Here is a 15,244-nt window from a genome sequence, read left to right as displayed (position 1 = left end):
CGTATTATTATTTCGTGACCTCTGCGCGCCGGAACCTTCCCTTGCATCGGGCGTTCGGGCGCTGTATCGCGATGCCTCATATTTAGGCAGGCGGAGGAAATACGAATAGGGCGGGTGGCAAAACAAACATGGGCCGGGGAGGAGCATCTTACCATGTCGAACCGTAAAATCGGAATGTCCCACAGTTTGGGGCTGCGCGTCGCTGACCTCAAATCCAGAATGCAAAGTGCCCAGATTACCGAGCATGAGATCAAGACGTTTCAAAAGGTTGCCGCCATCATGGGCGGCGCCAAAGGCTCACTGCGCCTCGATGCGGACGATCTGATCGCCGCGTCTTTCCTTGTCGATCCCTTGGAAGATCTCCCGCTCTCCAGTTGAAGGCGCCGAACGCAGGTCGAAATCCTATCGGGTTTGAACCTGCGATTGCCGCCGGCGGAGCATCCGCCAGCCCAAGCCGCATGCGAGGATGACGTTGGCCAGCGCTAGACCAGAAAGCGCGGCCAACGTCCCGTGCGGGCCGAAGCGCTCCAGCAGCAATGCTCCGGCCGAGGGTGCCGCCGCCTGGGCTATCAGGCTCGGCATGGCGAGGCGGCCCATCAGTCTCGCGTAGCCGTTAGAGCCGAACAGCGCGAGCGGCAACGTCCCCCGCGCGATGGATTCCAGGCCGATGCCTGCGCCGTAGAAGCCCAGCGCCAGCGGGATGATTGGCATGCCGGCCCAGAGCGTCGAAACGCCGATCGCCACAAACGTAACCGAGGCAAACTTGGTGAAAATCGGATGGTGGTAGCGCGCGATCATCATCTCGATCGCGCGCGCCGCCACCTGTGATGGACCAACCAGCACGCCGAGCCCGACGGCTACGGCAAGCGCCATGCCGCTGCCTTGCAGGATTGTGAGCAGATGCACCGATAGTGTCGACGAGATCACCGCTGCGAGTGTCAGGGTCGCGGCCAGAACGATCATGATCGACGGATCGGCTTGGTTGTCGAGAATGGGTGCCGCCTTCTTCACTCCCGGTTTGACTGCCGGTTGCGGCGGCTCCCGGGGCAGGATCACCAGATAGAGCGGAAGCGCAATTGCCAGCTGAAAGGCGGCGTAAACCAGGCAGGTGCCGCGCCAGCCGACCTCCCCCAGCAGCAAGGCTGAGATCGGCCAGCAGATGGTGCTCGCAAGGCCGCCGAACAGCGTCAGCATGGTGATGGCGGAGCGCGCGCCGTGGCCGTAGTGGCGGCCAAGCGTTGCGAAAGCGGCATCGTAGAGCCCCGCCCCCATGCCCAGGCCGATGACCAGCCAAGCCGCGATATAGGCCGCAAGATTAGGGGCAAGAGCCAGCCCGATCTGGCCGAGCCCGATGCATCCGGCGCTGAACGCCAGGACATTGCGGCCGCCATGCCGCTCGATCGACGACCCGACGCGCGGAGAGATCAATCCGGCCACAAGCAAGCCAAGAGACAGGCCGCCGACAACCCATGCCAGCGGCCAGCCGGTATCGGAGGAGACTGCCGGCGCGATGACCGCGGGAAGATAGTAGGAAGAACCCCACGCCATGATCTGCGTCAGGCCAAGCGCGGTGATGATCGCGCCGCGGCTGCGCAGGATGGCCGGCGAAGGCGGCGAAAGACTCATGCCGCGACGCTGCAGCCACAGCCGCTTTTGCCGATCGCCTTTGCTTCGGCATCGGCGACACAGCAGGCGCTCGAAGCCGCCGGCGCCGGACCGCCGCAGCAACCCTTGTCGGCAATGCCGATCCGCGGCACGGTGCAGACGCCGGTCTCGGGCAGCACGAGTTGGACATTGTCGGCCGCAACCATGTCGCCGGCGATCGCCGCCGCGACCGAGCGGACCTGCTCGTACCCGGTCAGCAGCAGGAAGGTCGGCGCCCGGCCATAGCTCTTGATGCCGACCGTATAGAACCCTTGCTCGGGATGACTGAGCTCACGGTGGCCGTGCGGCGGCACGTCGCCGCAGGAATGCTCGTTGGGATCGATGAGCGGTCCCAGTGCCTTGACGCTTTCCAGCCACGGATCGAGCTCGAGCCGAAGCTCGCGGGTCAGCGACAGATCGGGGCGCTGTCCGGTCGCGGCGATGATACGGTCGACCGGACCCAGCGCCTGCAAGCCGTCCCTGGTCTGGCCTTCGACGACGAGCCGGCCGTCCGCATCGCGGATCGAAACAGCCGCAAAGCCCGTCACCAGCCTGACGCCGCCGCTCTCGGCGAGTTCGCGCACTTCGGCGCCGAGTTCGCCGCGTGCCGGCAATTGGTCGGCATCACCGCCACCGTAGATGCGCACCAGGTCGGTGCCGCGCGTTGTCCAGATGAAAGCGGTGCCGGCCTCCACATTTGCCAGGCTGGCGAGGTCCAGCACCGCATTGGCGGCCGAATGGCCGGAGCCGGCGACCAGCGTCGTCTTCCCCGCATAAAGGCTGCGGTCGCGGCCGAGAATATCGGGGATGCCGTAAGCGATGCGGTCGGCAAATTCGGCTTCGCCTTCTGCAGGAATTCCGCCGGCGCCGAGCGGGTTCGGCATCTGCCAGGTTCCCGAAGCATCGATGACGGCACGTGCGCTGTCGCGTCTTGTACCATCGGCAGTCTCGACCGCCAGCATGAACGGCCGGTTCTCGCGTCCCTTGCTCAGCACCTTGTCGGCGCCCCAGCGCGAAATGCCGACGACGCGGGCGCCGGTTTCGATCGACGGCGACAATTGCGGAAGCTTTGCAAGCGGCTCGAGATAATCAGCGACGAGGTCGTCCGCGGTTGGGAATGCCTCGGACTCAGGCATCCGCCAGCCATGCGCCTCGAGCAGGTTTCTAGCCGCCTGATCGACGCAATAGCGCCAGGGCGTGAACACCCGGACATGGCCCCAATTCCTGAGGTTGGATGCAACCGTATTGCCGGCTTCGTAGACTTTGACAGGAATACCTTGCGCGATGAGGTGGACCGCTGCCGCCAGACCGACCGGCCCGGCGCCGATCACCGCGACCGGGAGCTTTTCGATCATTCCCATATCTTCCATCCTTCCGGTAATTTCGAATTATGGTGCCAAAAAAATCACGCCGCCGTCTTGGCCGTCGCTTCCGCCGATGCCGGCGCACAGGTGGCGTCGGCGCAGCATTCGTCCGCGAGGTATCCGATGAGCCCATTCATGGCGGGATAGTTGGCCCGGCAGATCAGCGTCGTCGCCTGCCGCTCCTGCGTCACCAGGCCGGTGTCGACCAGCCGCTTGAGGTGATGCGACAGCGTCGAGGCGGCGATGCCGAGCCTGTCCTGGATGCGCCCGACCGGAAGCCCCTCATCGCCCGCCCGGACCAGGGTGCGGTAGAGCTGCAACCGCGTCGGGTTGCCGAGGGCTTCAAGTTGCAAGGCTGCTTTTTCGAGTTTCATGGAAATAAGCTATTTCCAGAATCGCTGCACGTCAAGCGGATTTCGACAAAAATCGAAATAGGCCGATATCTAGACGACGCGCTTGCCGCTGGCGTCGATGACGACCTCGCCGTCCTCCTTGGTGAACGGGCCGATATCCGGATTGGGCAGGATATCGAGCACGGCTTCGGAGGGTCGGGCGAGCATGGTGCCGAGCGGCGTCACCACGATCGGCCGGTTGATCAGGATCGGATGCGCCAGCATGAAATCGAGGATCTCGTCGTCGCTCCACTTCGGGTCGCCCAGGCCAAGTTCGGCATAGGGCGTGCCCTTTTCGCGCAGCAATTGGCGCGGCGTCATGCCCATCGCTGCGATCAGCTCGACGAGCTTTTTGCGCGACGGCGGATTTTTCAGATATTCGACCACCTCAGGCTCCTCGCCGGACTGCCTGATCATGGCCAGCGTGTTGCGCGAGGTGCCGCAATCGGGGTTGTGATAGATGGTGATGGTCATTGCGCAGCTTTCATCTGTCCGGCTGGTTTCGGTTGGGCGAGCAGCCACCCTGCCAAGGTCATGGCGAGCAATCGCTTTAGACCTAAATTTGAATCAGCCCCTTACTTCACGGGTTTGCGCCGCCCCATGCCTGCTTGCTGGCGTCGTTGTAGACGGAGCGAGGGACCCTGCCTTCGACAATTTCGCAAAGCGCCAACGTTGCAAGCATAGCGCCAGCGTTGCGGACGGGTCTATCTCTCCGTTTATGGTCAGGGCTATCGCAGATGGAAAGCGGAGGCTTTCGCTCTACGAAGGACCCCCACCCCTAACCCTCCCCACAAGGGGGAGGGAGACTTCCGTCGGCGCCGACCTCGGCAAATTGCCTGCTTTTCGGCGCCAAGGGGAAGTAAAGGCACGCGGCAGCGTTCCCTCCCCCTTGTGGGGAGGGTTAGGGGTGGGGGTCCCTTCTTCGTAAGAATCCATATGCGATTTGCCCTGCCCCTGCGGGAGATGCCAAGTGGGAATACGAGTTTGCAATCGTTCTGAGCAGCGGCCTCGGACGAGCAGGAATTCGGATTTTCTATCGCCACGGCGTATTTTGTTCTTGCTTTGTGCCGGCAGCTATGCTACTAATTTGGGAATGGTGCTAATTGGCTCCCAACGACCCGCCTCCGAGGCGGGTTTTTCGTTTCAGGCGTTGCAGCGTTCGGTAGGTGGGTCCGTCAAGTCCATATTCGATTGCCCTGCCGTTTACGGGGAGAAACGCCCGGCAGGGCCAGAGGGGGGCGCCTACTTCGATAATTGGCCGTCTCCAACACCAACTTGGCGCTATCGCCCGTCCAAAGCGATTGCCCGCGCCGGCGACGGCCCACCCGGCTGATCAGCCAGGCACCGTGGCGGCAACGGCATCAGCGCGGCCAAGACCGGCAACCGCTTTCCTGACCCGCTGCAGATGCGCCTGGCGTCCGGCGGCCGAGACGCTGTCCATCCGGTAGAGCGCCAAGAATTTGGTCCGGCATAGTGGATGGCAGACGGAGCGGAAGCCGCGCAGCAGGGTCCGCCGGCCGGGCTGTCCCATGATCCACGACATCAGCGGCGTGGCGCCACATGTGGTCATTGCCATCACCCGGCGTATGTGCCGCAATTTGGGCCGCGGGCCGCGTCGTGCCGTCGGCATCTCGAAAGCGAAGCCCGGCACCAGTACACGCTCCAGCCAGCCTTTCAGCATCGCCGGAAGGCCATACCACCAGGTCGGATAGATGAAGACGACCGCCTCCGCCCAGAGCAGCTCCTGCGCATGTTCGTGCACCGGTTGCAGGTTCGCCGCCTTGTCGTGGTAACCGCGCCATTCCTGCGTGCGCATGACCGGATCGAAGCCGGTCGCATAGAGGTCGAGCAGGTGGACCTGGTGGCCGCTTTCGGCAAGCGTCTCCAGCACCGTGTCGCGCACCGCGCCGCTGAAGCTGTCGGCGCAGGGATGGCAATGGACGACGAGGACCTTCATCTGGCGCTCAGACCTGTCGGTCGCGAGAGGATCGCGGGGGTGCATGCAAGCGTCGCATGCAAACAAGCCACCCGCAGACGTAGTCGATCAGCTGTTTTCATGCGAAGCCCCGCAGCCCCCATATCAAGACGCAACACCTCCGGTCGCGTCAAGGCCCGTTCATGCGCAGACGTGGGCTTGCTGGGGCCAAAACCCTAACGGTGGATTCGGTTTTTCGATCAGCATTGTTCCAGAAAGCCGGCGCCCTAGCTTCAGGGCGGGTCCAAAGCGTCAGGAGAAAAAGATGCAGACAGGAAAACTGAGCGGCAAGATCGCCTTGGTGACTGGCGCCTCTTCCGGCATCGGCGAGGCCACCGCCCTGGCACTGGCGGCAGAGGGCGCCACGCTGGCGATTGCCGCGCGGCGCGCCGAGCGCCTGGACGACCTGGCGAGGCGGATCCGTGAGACCGGCAGCGCGGCACTGCCGATGACGGTCGACGTCACCGACGAGGCGCAGGCCTCGGCCATGGTCGAACGGGTCGCGCGTGAATACGGCCGGCTCGACATGCTGCTCGCCATTGCCGGCGTTGGCGTCGCGGCGCCGTTCCGCAACACGACGCCGGAAGAGTACCGCCGGATGGTCGACGTCAACATTCTCGGGCTGCTCTATCCGATCCATGCCGCACTGCCCACGATGCAACGGCAAGGCGCCGGCCACATCGTCGTGGTCTCGTCCGGCACCGGCCGTTACATCCACCCTTCGGTGGTCTATTCCGGCACCAAGCACGCGGTGAGCGCGATGGCGGAATCGCTGCGTCGCGAGATCGGCAAAGACGGCATCCGTGTCACCTGCATCGAGCCTGGCGCCGTCAAGACCGAGTTCACCCAGAATATGCGCGCCGATGTGCGCCAGGCGGTCGAGCAAAGGCTGGGCGACATGGAGCAGCTGGAAAGCGAGGACATCGCCGCCGCCATCCTTTATGCGGTGACGCAGCCGCCAAGGGTCAACGTCAACATCCTGACGCTCTATCCGACCGAGCAGGCGTGAGGGCCGCAAAGGTGGTACCCTGCGCCGCCCCCGCAGCCCTGCAGCATCATCCGCCGATCATCAGCGTGAACACAAGCTGCCGCAACTTGCCGCCCGGGCCGAATTCGACCCGGTCGAAATCGCGGCTCGCCTGCCGTTGTGCCTGCGAGATTCCGGCGAGCCGTCTCGTCACTTCGATCCTGATCTTGCTGCAGCCGCGGTCATCGGCGACGGTCAGGCCGATGGTGGCCGCCTCGATCTTGTGCACCATGTCGACGATGCTGGCGCCATGCACCTTCTCGTGAGCTGCGAGGCCGGCTGCGAAAACCTCCCAGTTCTTCTGGATTGCGCCCGGCAGCTGCGCGGCCGGCTTCGGCAAGGTGTAGGTGATGATCAGCTTCGGCCGCGCCGACACCAGCACGCAGGCGTCGCCTTGCGGCTGGTAGTCCCTCACCCAGGTCAGCTTGAAATTGGTATGCGCGATGACGCGGCGTTCGCCGAGCAGCGGCCCGCGCCCGCCGATCGAGGCGTAGAGCTCCGGCCCGGATTGCCCTGAGATGGCATAGGTCTCGACCTTCTCGACCGCCTGCCAGCCGGCATGCGCCGGCGATGTCGGCAGGAAGGCGAGCAGCAGGCAAAGGCGAATGGCTGTTTTCATGCAAGTCCTCGCAGCCGCTGCGCACGACGCAAACGATATGCAGTTCCCTTCCGTGGACATAGCCGGCGGCCGGCTATAGTGGGATGCTCGTATACAAGAATCCACAGGCAACATCATGTCGCCGCGACCGAACATTGCCCGGCAACGCCCTGCCCCCGGGGCCCAGCCTCCCGGCGTCAGCCTCTGTCGTGCACTGTCGAAGCTTGGCCTGTGCTCGCGCAAGCAGGCCGAGCTTCTGGTTGCCGAGGGGCGCGTGCGGGTCGCCGGCAAGATCGTGCGCAACGGCTCGATGCGCGTCGATCCAGGCCGCGATCGCATCGAGGTCGACGGCCGCCGCGTCGCCGCCGAGCGCAAGGTCTATCTGATGCTCAACAAGCCGCGCGGGCTGGTCACCACTCGCGACGACCCGCAGGACCGCGGCACCGTCTATGATTGCCTGGCAGGCCTCGACCTGCCTTTCCTCTCGCCCGTCGGCCGCCTCGACAAGGCCAGCGAAGGCCTGCTGTTGATGACCAACGACACGCGCTTCGCGCAGCGCCTGCTCGATCCCGCCTCGCATGTCGCCAAGACCTATCACGTGCAGATCGGCGCGCTGCCCGACGAGGCCATGCTGGCGCGGTTGCGCGCCGGCGCGACAGTCGACGGCGAATTGCTGACGGCCCGGTCCATCGAGCTGCTGCGCGGCGGCACGAGCACCGCCTGGCTGGAGATCGTGCTCGACGAGGGCCGCAACCGCCATATCCGCCGGCTGCTCGGCGCCCACGATATCGAGGTGCTGCGCCTGGTGCGGGTCGCGATCGGCTCGCTGCGGCTCGGCGACCTTGCCAAAGGCAAGGCACGCCATCTGAGCGCGGAAGAGCAGGCGCTGCTTCAGGCCTGAACTGCTGGCGGCGACTCGATAGTCAGGCAGCTGCCCGCCAAAGCTGTTCCCTGTCGGATACAGCATCAATTGCCCGCAAGAGAACCGACACCGCGGTGTCCAGGCTGCTTTCCTCGGCCTCCGGTTCGACAAGCCCTGTCCAGGGATCGAGGTTAGCGGGATCACGCTCTATCTTCGCAACCAACGTCTCGCGCGATTCAAATTGAAATGTAAGGGGTTCATCAGTTGTCATTGTCGGCAGAAGCCTTGGCTTTGCCGCACTGGGCCAGCACCTTGCCGATGGCGGCGGATGAGCCGGCAAGCGGAAAGCTGTTCTCGCCATATTTGCCCGAGGCGACCGTGACCTCGCCCTTGGAGCGCAGCAGGGCCAACAGCGGGTCGGTGCTGCTCAATTCCACGGTGAAGGTGTTGTACATTTCTTCGAGTTGAAGCGTCTTGGTCACCGCTTTGCCGCCGGCCTTGAACGCGAACGAAGCGATGCCGGGTTCCAGTTGCGGACCGCTGTCGCCCAAATCATAGCTCAGCGTCGGCTTGCCGAAACAGGCCAGCGTCAGCTGGGCGCCGCCATTCGATCCGCCGCAGACCGACGCCATCAGCACTTTGCCGCCCTCCTCTTCCTCCAGTTTCGCCGTCCAGCCGCACGGCGCGGCAAACGCCGGCTGCGCCGCTTGCAGGACGACCTGAGCGGCGACGCAACCCGCCACGACGAATTTCGCCAATCCGCTTCGCATGATCTTCCCTTCCCAAGTCATCGAACCATCGTCGGCCACGTGGCATCAAGGACTATACAAAACAAATTGTCCCGTGGCATTACCGGCGACAGGGCGCTGTAGCAATTCAGGCGATTGATTTTCGATCGAGTGGAAGCGGCACCAGCACCGCCTGGCTGGAGATCGTGCTCGACGAGGGCCGCAACCGCCACATCCGCCGGCTGCTTGGCGCCTACGATATCGAGGTGCTGCGCCTGGTGCGGGTGGCGATCGGCCAATTGCAGCTCGGCGAGCTTGCCAAAGGCAAGGCACGCCATCTGAGCGCGGAAGAGCTGGCGCTACTTCAGGCCTGAAGTGCTGGCTCCAGGGGCCTTCGCACCGAACGGGTGATTGACATTAACATTCCTGTTTCATATTTTCCTTTTATGAAACCGAAATGCGACAGCGCAATTGAAGGGCTGGTCCGACGCGAAGTGGCTCGGCAGCCGGAGAGAAAAGCATGAGCACGGCGTTGCGGGCGGTCCCCAGATTCCTGGACGAATTGGGCACGTTTGGCGGTCTCAAGGGAACCGATATTGCAAATATCACCGACGTGTCCAAGGCCACGGTTTCGAGGTGGAAGGCCGGCGACATCAAGCCCCAGCCGCGCAGCGAGCTCATTCTATCAGACCTGCACTATATCGTCGGCCGACTGCAGGAATTCTACGAGCCAAGCGATATCCGCACCTGGCTTTACGCTCGCCACCCGCAATTGAACGGCGAAAGAGCAATCGATCTCATTCACGACGACCGTGCTCTCGACGTGCTCAAAGTCATCGATCGCCTTGAGAACGAGGTCTTTCTCTAGTTGGCGATCGCCGGGCGGAAACGACGCGATAGCCGGCTCATCGACGCTATCGAGGCAATAGTTCCGGTCGAATACTCCGGAACGGTTTGGCGTGTGGTGCGCCAGGGCCGCAGCCCGATCCAGTGCTCGAACTCCGGCGGCCGTTGGGACGATGGGACGTTCGACGTGCTCTACACCTCGCAAGAGCGCGAAGGTGCCTTGAGCGAGATGAGATTCCACTTGACGCGGGGGCAGCCAGTGATCCCTTCGCGCGTCAGATACAATCTCTTCGAGATCGATCTTGCTTTGGACCGGACGCTCAGACTGCTCGACCTGGCAGCCTTGCAGACCCTTGGCCTCGACACCGCGCGCTACGGGCAGCTTTCGTATCAGGAAAAGCACGCCGAATATCCGAGGTCGCAAGACATCGGCGAGGCCGCGCATTTCCTCGATTATGACGGCCTGATCGTGCCCAGCGCGCGACATGACTGCCTCAACGTCGTCGCGTTTTGTGATCGGCTGCCGGCCGGAGCGATGACGATCAGAACCGATCACGGGGAAATTGCCTGGGCTAGCGGCGGCCCCGCTGCCGTCCATCCCCCGCACGGGTGATGCGGCCAGCGGAAGTGGCGCGCTAACATTGCCTCCAAGTGCAGAGCGTCTAACGCGCAAGGGAGGATCCATGCGTATGCTCCGACTGATACCGACGCTGCTGGCGCTGCTGGCCGTCATGCCGTTGAACGCTGAAGCGACGACGAAGAGGTACCCCAAGGGCCACGGCACGAATTGCGCCGAGAAGGACCAGGCGTGCCAGAAGAAATGCCAGGCTGTGCCAATCGACTACAATAGCGTCAGATCCATCCAGGGGCGCAACGAATGTCTGAATAATTGCACCATCGGCTACGATCAGTGTCTCGGGGCACCCGCCCGAATCCAGGAACAGACAATCCAGGAGGACGTCGCGCAATAGAAGCCCGCTAGAGATGGCTCCAATGCGCAAGAGACATAGGTGTGATCGCATGACGGCGACAGCCCGCCGCTCGCTTTCATGTGCGGCCGCCGACTTCGTCGACATGGCGCAGCATGTCGTCGGGATCTTCATAGACGCGGAACGTGCCCGATTGGCAGAGCTTCTACGGTGCCGTAGCCGCCGCTGAGCAGGCCGACATCCAGCAGGACCGTGCGATGCGTCACCCGCCGCGCGCCGCGTCATGGATTTCGGCAAAATCCAGCCCATATTCCTAGATGTGGAGCTTTGAGCGTGAAACTCGCGCGTGCGGTCCTGCTTGCCGCGGCTTTCGTGGCTGTTGCGGCCGTTTGTCCCTCTTCCGCAACCGGAGAGGCGGACGGCCGGGAGAAAATTGTGTTGCGCGTCGAGATAGACGGCGCCATCGGTCCGGCGAGTGCCAGGCAGCTCGAGGAAGCACTGGCGGTGGCCGCGGACCGAAATGCCCAGGCTCTCATCCTGCAGATGGACACGCCCGGCGGGCTGGTCACCAGCATGCGCGAGATGATCGCCGGCATTCTCGCCTCGCCGGTTCCCGTCATCGGCTATGTCGCGCCGGCCGGCGGGCATGCGGCGAGCGCCGGAACCTACATCCTCTACGCCGCCCATCTGGCGGCGATGGCGCCCGGCACCAATCTGGGCGCGGCAACGCCGATCGAGATGGGCGGGCCGCTGCCATCGTTTCCCGGCGGCAAGAACGATGGCCCGGAGGCGGACAAGGACAAGAAGAACGCACCCGCGGGCGATGCGATGATCGCCAAGGCGACGAACGATGCCGTTGCCCTGATCCGCAGCCTGGCTGAATTGCGCGGGCGCAATGCCGAATGGGGAGAAAAGGCCGTGCGCGAGGCGGCCAGCCTGTCGGCCGGCGCGGCGCTGCAGCAGCATGTCATCGACTTCGTCGCCCGCGACACCACCGAACTGCTTCAACTGGCCGACGGCCGGACCGTCGAGATCGTCGGCAAAAAAGAGGCAATGGCGACGAAGGGACTGCCGGTCGAAACGCTCGAGCCAGGCTGGCTCATCCGGCTTCTCGCCGTCATCACGGACCCGAACATCGCCGTCATCCTGATGCTGGTCGGCGTCTATGGCCTCGTTTTCGAATTCACGAGCCCGGGCGCGGTCGCGCCCGGCGTGATCGGCACGATCTGCCTTCTGCTCGGACTCTATGCGCTCAATCTCCTGCCGATCAGCTATGCCGGCCTTGCCTTGATGCTGCTTGGCATCATCTTCCTGGTCGTCGAAGCCTTGAACCCGACTGTGGTCCTTGGGCTGGGAGGCGTGGCTGCGTTTCTGCTGGGCGCAGCCATGCTGCTCAGGATCGAGGGGCCCGGCTTCGAGATGTCGTGGGCCGTTATCGGCACCGCCGCCGTCCTGACGCTCGGCCTGGCGCTGTTGACCGGCAGCTATCTGTGGGCGGCCCGCAAGAACGTTCCGCGTGTTGGCGCACAGGCCATGCAGGGGCTGCCGGCGGAGGTCCTCGACTGGCAGGGCAGCGAGGGCCACGTGCTCGCCCGGGGCGAGCGCTGGCGGGCAAAAGCCGACGAACCGCTTGCAGTGGGCGACAGCGTCGAGGTGGCCGATGTCAGGGATCTTGTGCTGACGATACGGCGCCGCAATGTGAGAAGCGATGGAGCAAGGCAATGATCATCGGTTATGTGGCCTATCTGGCAGCAGCGCTCGTCGTGGTCATGTTCCTATCCGCGGCCATTCGCATCCTGCGGGAATATGAGCGCGGCGTGGTCTTCACGCTCGGCCGCTTCACCGGGGTCAAGGGCCCCGGCCTTATCATCCTCATCCCCTTCGTGCAGCAGATGGTGAAGGTCGACCTGCGAGTGGTGGTCCAGGACGTCCCGCCGCAGGACGTGATCTCGCGCGACAACGTCTCGGTGAAGGTCAACGCGGTGCTGTATTTTCGTATCGTCGACGCCGAGCGGGCGGTGATCCAGGTTGAAGACTTCATGACCGCCACCAACCAGCTGGCACAGACCACGTTGCGCTCGGTGCTCGGCAAGCATGAGCTCGATGAAATGCTGGCCGAACGTGACAAGCTCAACAGCGATATCCAGGAGATTCTCGACCAGCGCACCGATGCCTGGGGCATCAAGGTCTCCGATGTCGAGATCAAGCATGTCGACCTCAACGAGAACATGGTCCGCGCCATCGCCAAGCAGGCCGAGGCGGAACGGCTGCGGCGTGCGAAAGTGATCAATGCCGACGGCGAACAGCAGGCGGCGGCAAAGCTCGTCGAGGCCGGCAAGATGCTGGCCGAAGCACCGCAGGCCATGCAGCTACGCTATTTCGAGGCTCTCCATGACATCGCCGGTGAGCGCTCGTCGACGGTCGTGTTTCCGGTGCCGATGGATCTGCTCGGTCATTTCATCAAGCAGGGTGGTGGAGGCGGAGGCGGCTGAGCGCGTAATCTCCCCCCTCGAGGGGGAGATGGCCGCGAAGCGGCCAGAGGGGGTCGTCTCACATAGATCGCCGACGCCTTCCTCTACGAGAGACGGCGCTGACGCTCCACGCGCCGCGACCCACCCTCACCTCCGCCACGGCGGGACCGGCGCAAAGCGTTTGCCGATCCAGTCGGCGAAGGCACGTGTCTTGGCGGCTTGCCCCTTGGCCGAAGGCATGACGACATAGACGGCGCCCTCGTCGGCAAGCGTCCAGTCCTCCAGCACTGGCACCAGACGGCCGTCGGCGAGCTCGCGTCCGACCAGCCAATCCGTGCTCATCATCAGTCCGACGCCTTGCACGGCGGCTTCGACCAGTACCTCGGCATCATCGGTGACCAGCGGCCCGGAGACCTCGATACTGACGCGACGGCCCGAACTGTCGGTCATCTCCCAGGCCGGAAAGGTCTGGAAGCCTGAGAAGCCCAGGCAACTGTGTTCCAGCAGTGCTTCAGGTTCAGTCGGCGTGCCCCGGCGGGCGAGGTAGGACGGCGCGGCGCACAGCAGCCGCCGCCGTGTAGCGACCTTGCGCGCCACCAGCCGCGAATCCTCCAGCGCGCCGAGACGCACGGCGACATCGAAATTCTCGGCGACGAGATCTACGAAGCGGTTGGAGAACTCGGCCTCGATACGGACATCGGGAAATTCGGCGAGAAACTGCGGCAGCAGCGGGCCGATCCACATGCGCCCGAACGAGCCGGGCAGCGCCAGCCGCAGCACGCCGCGCGGCCCGCCGCCGGCATGCGCCGACGCGGCAGCCTCGGCCTCGTCGACCGCAGCCAGGATGGCGCGGACCCGGATGAGAAATTCCGAACCCGCCTCGGTCAGCGATACGCTTCGTGTCGTCCGGTGCAGCAGGCGCACGCCCAACCGCTCTTCCAGCGAGGCAAGGCGCCGCGACAGGATCGTCGCGTCGCGGCCGATGCGAGCAGCCGCCCTGGTGAAGGAGCGTGCTTCAGCGATTGCCGCGAAGGCGGCCATTTCGACCAATGCTGCCGGTTCGTGCGATTGCTGCATCAGGTGCAGAGCTCAAATGTAAAAGCCAAGGATTATATACCAATAGCGCAGCAGCTAATTTCACTCAATCCCGGCCCGTCAATCGGCCATCAACCGGAGTGAGACATGAAAGCGATCGAACTGACTGCCCCGAGACTGGACGCGTTTCGCGCGGCCACCGTTCCCACGCCTGAACCGCAACGCGGCGAAGTGCTGATCCGCCTGCGCGCCGCAAGCCTCAATTTTGTCGATGTCGCGATAGCGAGCGGCAACTATCCAGGTCCGAGCTTTCCGCTCATTCCCGTCGTCGACGGCGCCGGCGAGATCGTCGGCATCGGCGAGGGCGTGTCGAGGCTCGCCATCAACGACCGCGTCATCGCCCATGCAAAACCGCGCTGGATCGGCGGCCGTCCGCGGCCTTATGAGACCAGAGAGATGCGCGGGCTGACACTGCCCGGCTCGCTCGCCGAATATGTCGCGCTGCCGGCCAATGCCGTCGTGCCGATGCCGGCGCATCTGTCCTTCGAAGCGGCAGCGACGCTGCCGATCGCCGGCACCACCGCGTGGAATGCGCTTCGCGCCGCCGATGCCGGGCCGGGGTCGGTCGTCGTCCTGCTCGGTACCGGCGGTGTCTCGATCCTGACCCTGCAGCTGGCCAAGGCAGCCGGCGCCACGGTCATCATCACCTCGTCGTCTGACGAAAAGCTGGCCCGCGCCAAGGCCTTGGGTGCGGATCATCTCATAAATTATCGTGAGACGCCGGACTGGGACGCCAAGGTGCTCGAGTTGACCGACGGGCTGGGCGCCGACCTGATCGTCGAAACCGGCGGCGCGGCGACCTTCGCCCGCTCCATCAATGCCGCGGCGCCCGGCGGCACGGTGTTCGCCATCGGCTTCGTCACCGGCGCCGAGGCCACCACGAACCTGCTGCCGATCATCATCAAGGCACTCAAGGTGGTGGGCAACAACACCGGTTCGGTATCCGACCTGCGCGACGCGGCGCGGGCCATCGGCGCCGCCCGTATCGATCCAGTCATCGACACTGTCTACAGCCAGCACCAGGCGACCGAGGCCTACGCCCACATGGCAGCCGGCGGCCGGCATTTCGGCAAGCTCGCGTTCAGTCTGTCGTGGTGAGCCTGAAAAAGGCAGAGCGTTGAAGCTGCCGATCTCCCCTCTGGCGGCAGGGCTATCGCAGATGGAAAGCCGAGGCTTTCGCTCTACGACGTACCCCCACCCCTAGCCCCTCCCCACTGTTTGGACCGGAGACATCGCGAACAGATGTGCGAGGACATCGCGAACAGTTTTGCGCTTTTGCGCGAGGGGGTTCGGGATGCCATTCGAGGACAGAA

Annotated in this window: 18 protein-coding genes and 2 pseudogenes; 10 read left to right on the top strand and 10 right to left on the bottom strand. The window is 64.1% G+C overall.

The window, feature by feature from the left end; genetic code table 11:
* Positions 1-153 precede the first annotated feature (153 nt).
* Complete coding sequence (locus NKI97_RS29600; protein ID WP_031213090.1) at positions 154-378, top strand: hypothetical protein; 225 nt, start codon at positions 154-156, stop codon at positions 376-378.
* Positions 379-402: 24 nt separating this feature from the next.
* Here NKI97_RS29600 and NKI97_RS29595 read toward each other — a convergent pair whose 3' ends face one another.
* The 5 genes from NKI97_RS29595 to NKI97_RS29575 all read right to left on the bottom strand — a co-directional run bounded on the left by NKI97_RS29595 (position 403) and on the right by NKI97_RS29575 (position 5,357).
* Positions 403-1,626, bottom strand: a complete 1,224-nt coding sequence (locus NKI97_RS29595) for an MFS transporter (protein WP_352837948.1) — start codon at positions 1,624-1,626, stop codon at positions 403-405.
* Positions 1,623-2,999 carry an NAD(P)-binding domain-containing protein gene (locus NKI97_RS29590; protein ID WP_352837946.1) on the bottom strand — a complete coding sequence of 459 codons (1,377 nt, stop codon included), beginning with the start codon at positions 2,997-2,999 and terminating at the stop codon, positions 1,623-1,625. Before NKI97_RS29590 ends, NKI97_RS29595 begins: the two co-directional genes overlap by 4 nt.
* A gap of 50 nt (positions 3,000-3,049) precedes the next feature.
* Positions 3,050-3,382, bottom strand: a complete 333-nt coding sequence (locus NKI97_RS29585) for an ArsR/SmtB family transcription factor (RefSeq protein WP_352451421.1) — start codon at positions 3,380-3,382, stop codon at positions 3,050-3,052.
* A 69-nt stretch (positions 3,383-3,451) separates the two neighbouring features.
* The gene (gene arsC, locus NKI97_RS29580) at positions 3,452-3,874 is read right to left on the bottom strand and encodes an arsenate reductase (glutaredoxin) (protein WP_352837944.1); all 423 of its coding nucleotides are present in this window, start codon (positions 3,872-3,874) and stop codon (positions 3,452-3,454) included.
* Positions 3,875-4,733: 859 nt separating this feature from the next.
* Positions 4,734-5,357, bottom strand: a complete 624-nt coding sequence (locus NKI97_RS29575; protein WP_352614374.1) for an NAD(P)H-dependent oxidoreductase — start codon at positions 5,355-5,357, stop codon at positions 4,734-4,736.
* A gap of 283 nt (positions 5,358-5,640) precedes the next feature.
* On the opposite strand from NKI97_RS29575, the gene NKI97_RS29570 reads away from it, so the two are divergent.
* Positions 5,641-6,384 (top strand): SDR family oxidoreductase, encoded by a 744-nt coding sequence (locus tag NKI97_RS29570; protein ID WP_352743728.1) that lies wholly within the window; start codon positions 5,641-5,643, stop codon positions 6,382-6,384.
* 46 nt (positions 6,385-6,430) lie between these two features.
* Here the strand turns inward: NKI97_RS29570 and NKI97_RS29565 are convergent, their stop codons facing one another.
* Positions 6,431-7,021: a DUF922 domain-containing Zn-dependent protease gene (locus tag NKI97_RS29565; protein WP_352451428.1), complete on the bottom strand. Its 591-nt coding sequence runs from the start codon at positions 7,019-7,021 to the stop codon at positions 6,431-6,433.
* 115 nt (positions 7,022-7,136) lie between these two features.
* Here NKI97_RS29565 and NKI97_RS29560 point away from each other — a divergent pair, with 115 nt between their 5' ends.
* On the top strand, positions 7,137-7,901 hold the full coding sequence (locus NKI97_RS29560; RefSeq protein WP_352837942.1) for a pseudouridine synthase: 765 nt from the start codon (positions 7,137-7,139) through the stop codon (positions 7,899-7,901).
* A gap of 22 nt (positions 7,902-7,923) precedes the next feature.
* On the opposite strand, the gene NKI97_RS29555 is transcribed toward NKI97_RS29560, so the two are convergent.
* The gene (locus NKI97_RS29555; protein ID WP_352837940.1) at positions 7,924-8,133 is read right to left on the bottom strand and encodes a hypothetical protein; all 210 of its coding nucleotides are present in this window, start codon (positions 8,131-8,133) and stop codon (positions 7,924-7,926) included.
* Complete coding sequence (locus NKI97_RS29550) at positions 8,123-8,632, bottom strand: hypothetical protein (protein WP_352834098.1); 510 nt, start codon at positions 8,630-8,632, stop codon at positions 8,123-8,125. The genes NKI97_RS29555 and NKI97_RS29550 overlap by 11 nt, the downstream gene beginning before the upstream one ends.
* Before the next feature lie 134 nt (positions 8,633-8,766).
* Here NKI97_RS29550 and NKI97_RS29545 point away from each other — a divergent pair.
* From NKI97_RS29545 to NKI97_RS29530, 4 genes and pseudogenes are all read left to right on the top strand, one after another.
* Positions 8,767-8,964, top strand: a pseudogene (locus NKI97_RS29545) (pseudouridine synthase); the annotation flags it as partial.
* Between the two features lie 146 nt (positions 8,965-9,110).
* Entirely contained in the window at positions 9,111-9,458 is a 348-nt protein-coding gene (locus tag NKI97_RS29540) for an antitoxin Xre/MbcA/ParS toxin-binding domain-containing protein (RefSeq protein ID WP_023680350.1), read from the top strand.
* Positions 9,459-10,049 carry an RES family NAD+ phosphorylase gene (locus NKI97_RS29535; RefSeq protein WP_352837938.1) on the top strand — a complete coding sequence of 197 codons (591 nt, stop codon included), beginning with the start codon at positions 9,459-9,461 and terminating at the stop codon, positions 10,047-10,049.
* Between the two features lie 70 nt (positions 10,050-10,119).
* Entirely contained in the window at positions 10,120-10,407 is a 288-nt protein-coding gene (locus tag NKI97_RS29530; protein ID WP_352837936.1) for a hypothetical protein, read from the top strand.
* A 76-nt stretch (positions 10,408-10,483) separates the two neighbouring features.
* Here NKI97_RS29530 and NKI97_RS29525 read toward each other — a convergent pair.
* Positions 10,484-10,610 (bottom strand): annotated as a pseudogene (locus NKI97_RS29525) (HAD family hydrolase); the annotation flags it as partial.
* Between the two features lie 88 nt (positions 10,611-10,698).
* Here NKI97_RS29525 and NKI97_RS29520 point away from each other — a divergent pair.
* Together NKI97_RS29520 and NKI97_RS29515 are read left to right on the top strand one after the other, a co-directional pair.
* Positions 10,699-12,090 (top strand): NfeD family protein, encoded by a 1,392-nt coding sequence (locus NKI97_RS29520; protein WP_352837934.1) that lies wholly within the window; start codon positions 10,699-10,701, stop codon positions 12,088-12,090.
* The gene (locus tag NKI97_RS29515; RefSeq protein WP_023680344.1) at positions 12,087-12,857 is read left to right on the top strand and encodes a slipin family protein; all 771 of its coding nucleotides are present in this window, start codon (positions 12,087-12,089) and stop codon (positions 12,855-12,857) included. The genes NKI97_RS29520 and NKI97_RS29515 overlap by 4 nt, the downstream gene beginning before the upstream one ends.
* Positions 12,858-12,983: 126 nt before the next feature.
* Here the strand turns inward: NKI97_RS29515 and NKI97_RS29510 are convergent, their stop codons facing one another.
* Positions 12,984-13,913 (bottom strand): LysR family transcriptional regulator, encoded by a 930-nt coding sequence (locus NKI97_RS29510; protein ID WP_352490004.1) that lies wholly within the window; start codon positions 13,911-13,913, stop codon positions 12,984-12,986.
* 105 nt (positions 13,914-14,018) lie between these two features.
* Here NKI97_RS29510 and NKI97_RS29505 point away from each other — a divergent pair, with 105 nt between their 5' ends.
* Positions 14,019-15,029, top strand: a complete 1,011-nt coding sequence (locus tag NKI97_RS29505) for a zinc-dependent alcohol dehydrogenase family protein (protein WP_352774396.1) — start codon at positions 14,019-14,021, stop codon at positions 15,027-15,029.
* Positions 15,030-15,244 lie beyond the last annotated feature (215 nt).

The organism is Mesorhizobium sp. M0296, assembly GCF_040321675.1.
Classification (GTDB): Bacteria; Pseudomonadota; Alphaproteobacteria; order Rhizobiales; family Rhizobiaceae; genus Mesorhizobium.
The sequence above is the reverse complement of the archived record's forward strand: the minus strand, read 5'-3'. Positions and strand labels throughout refer to the sequence as shown.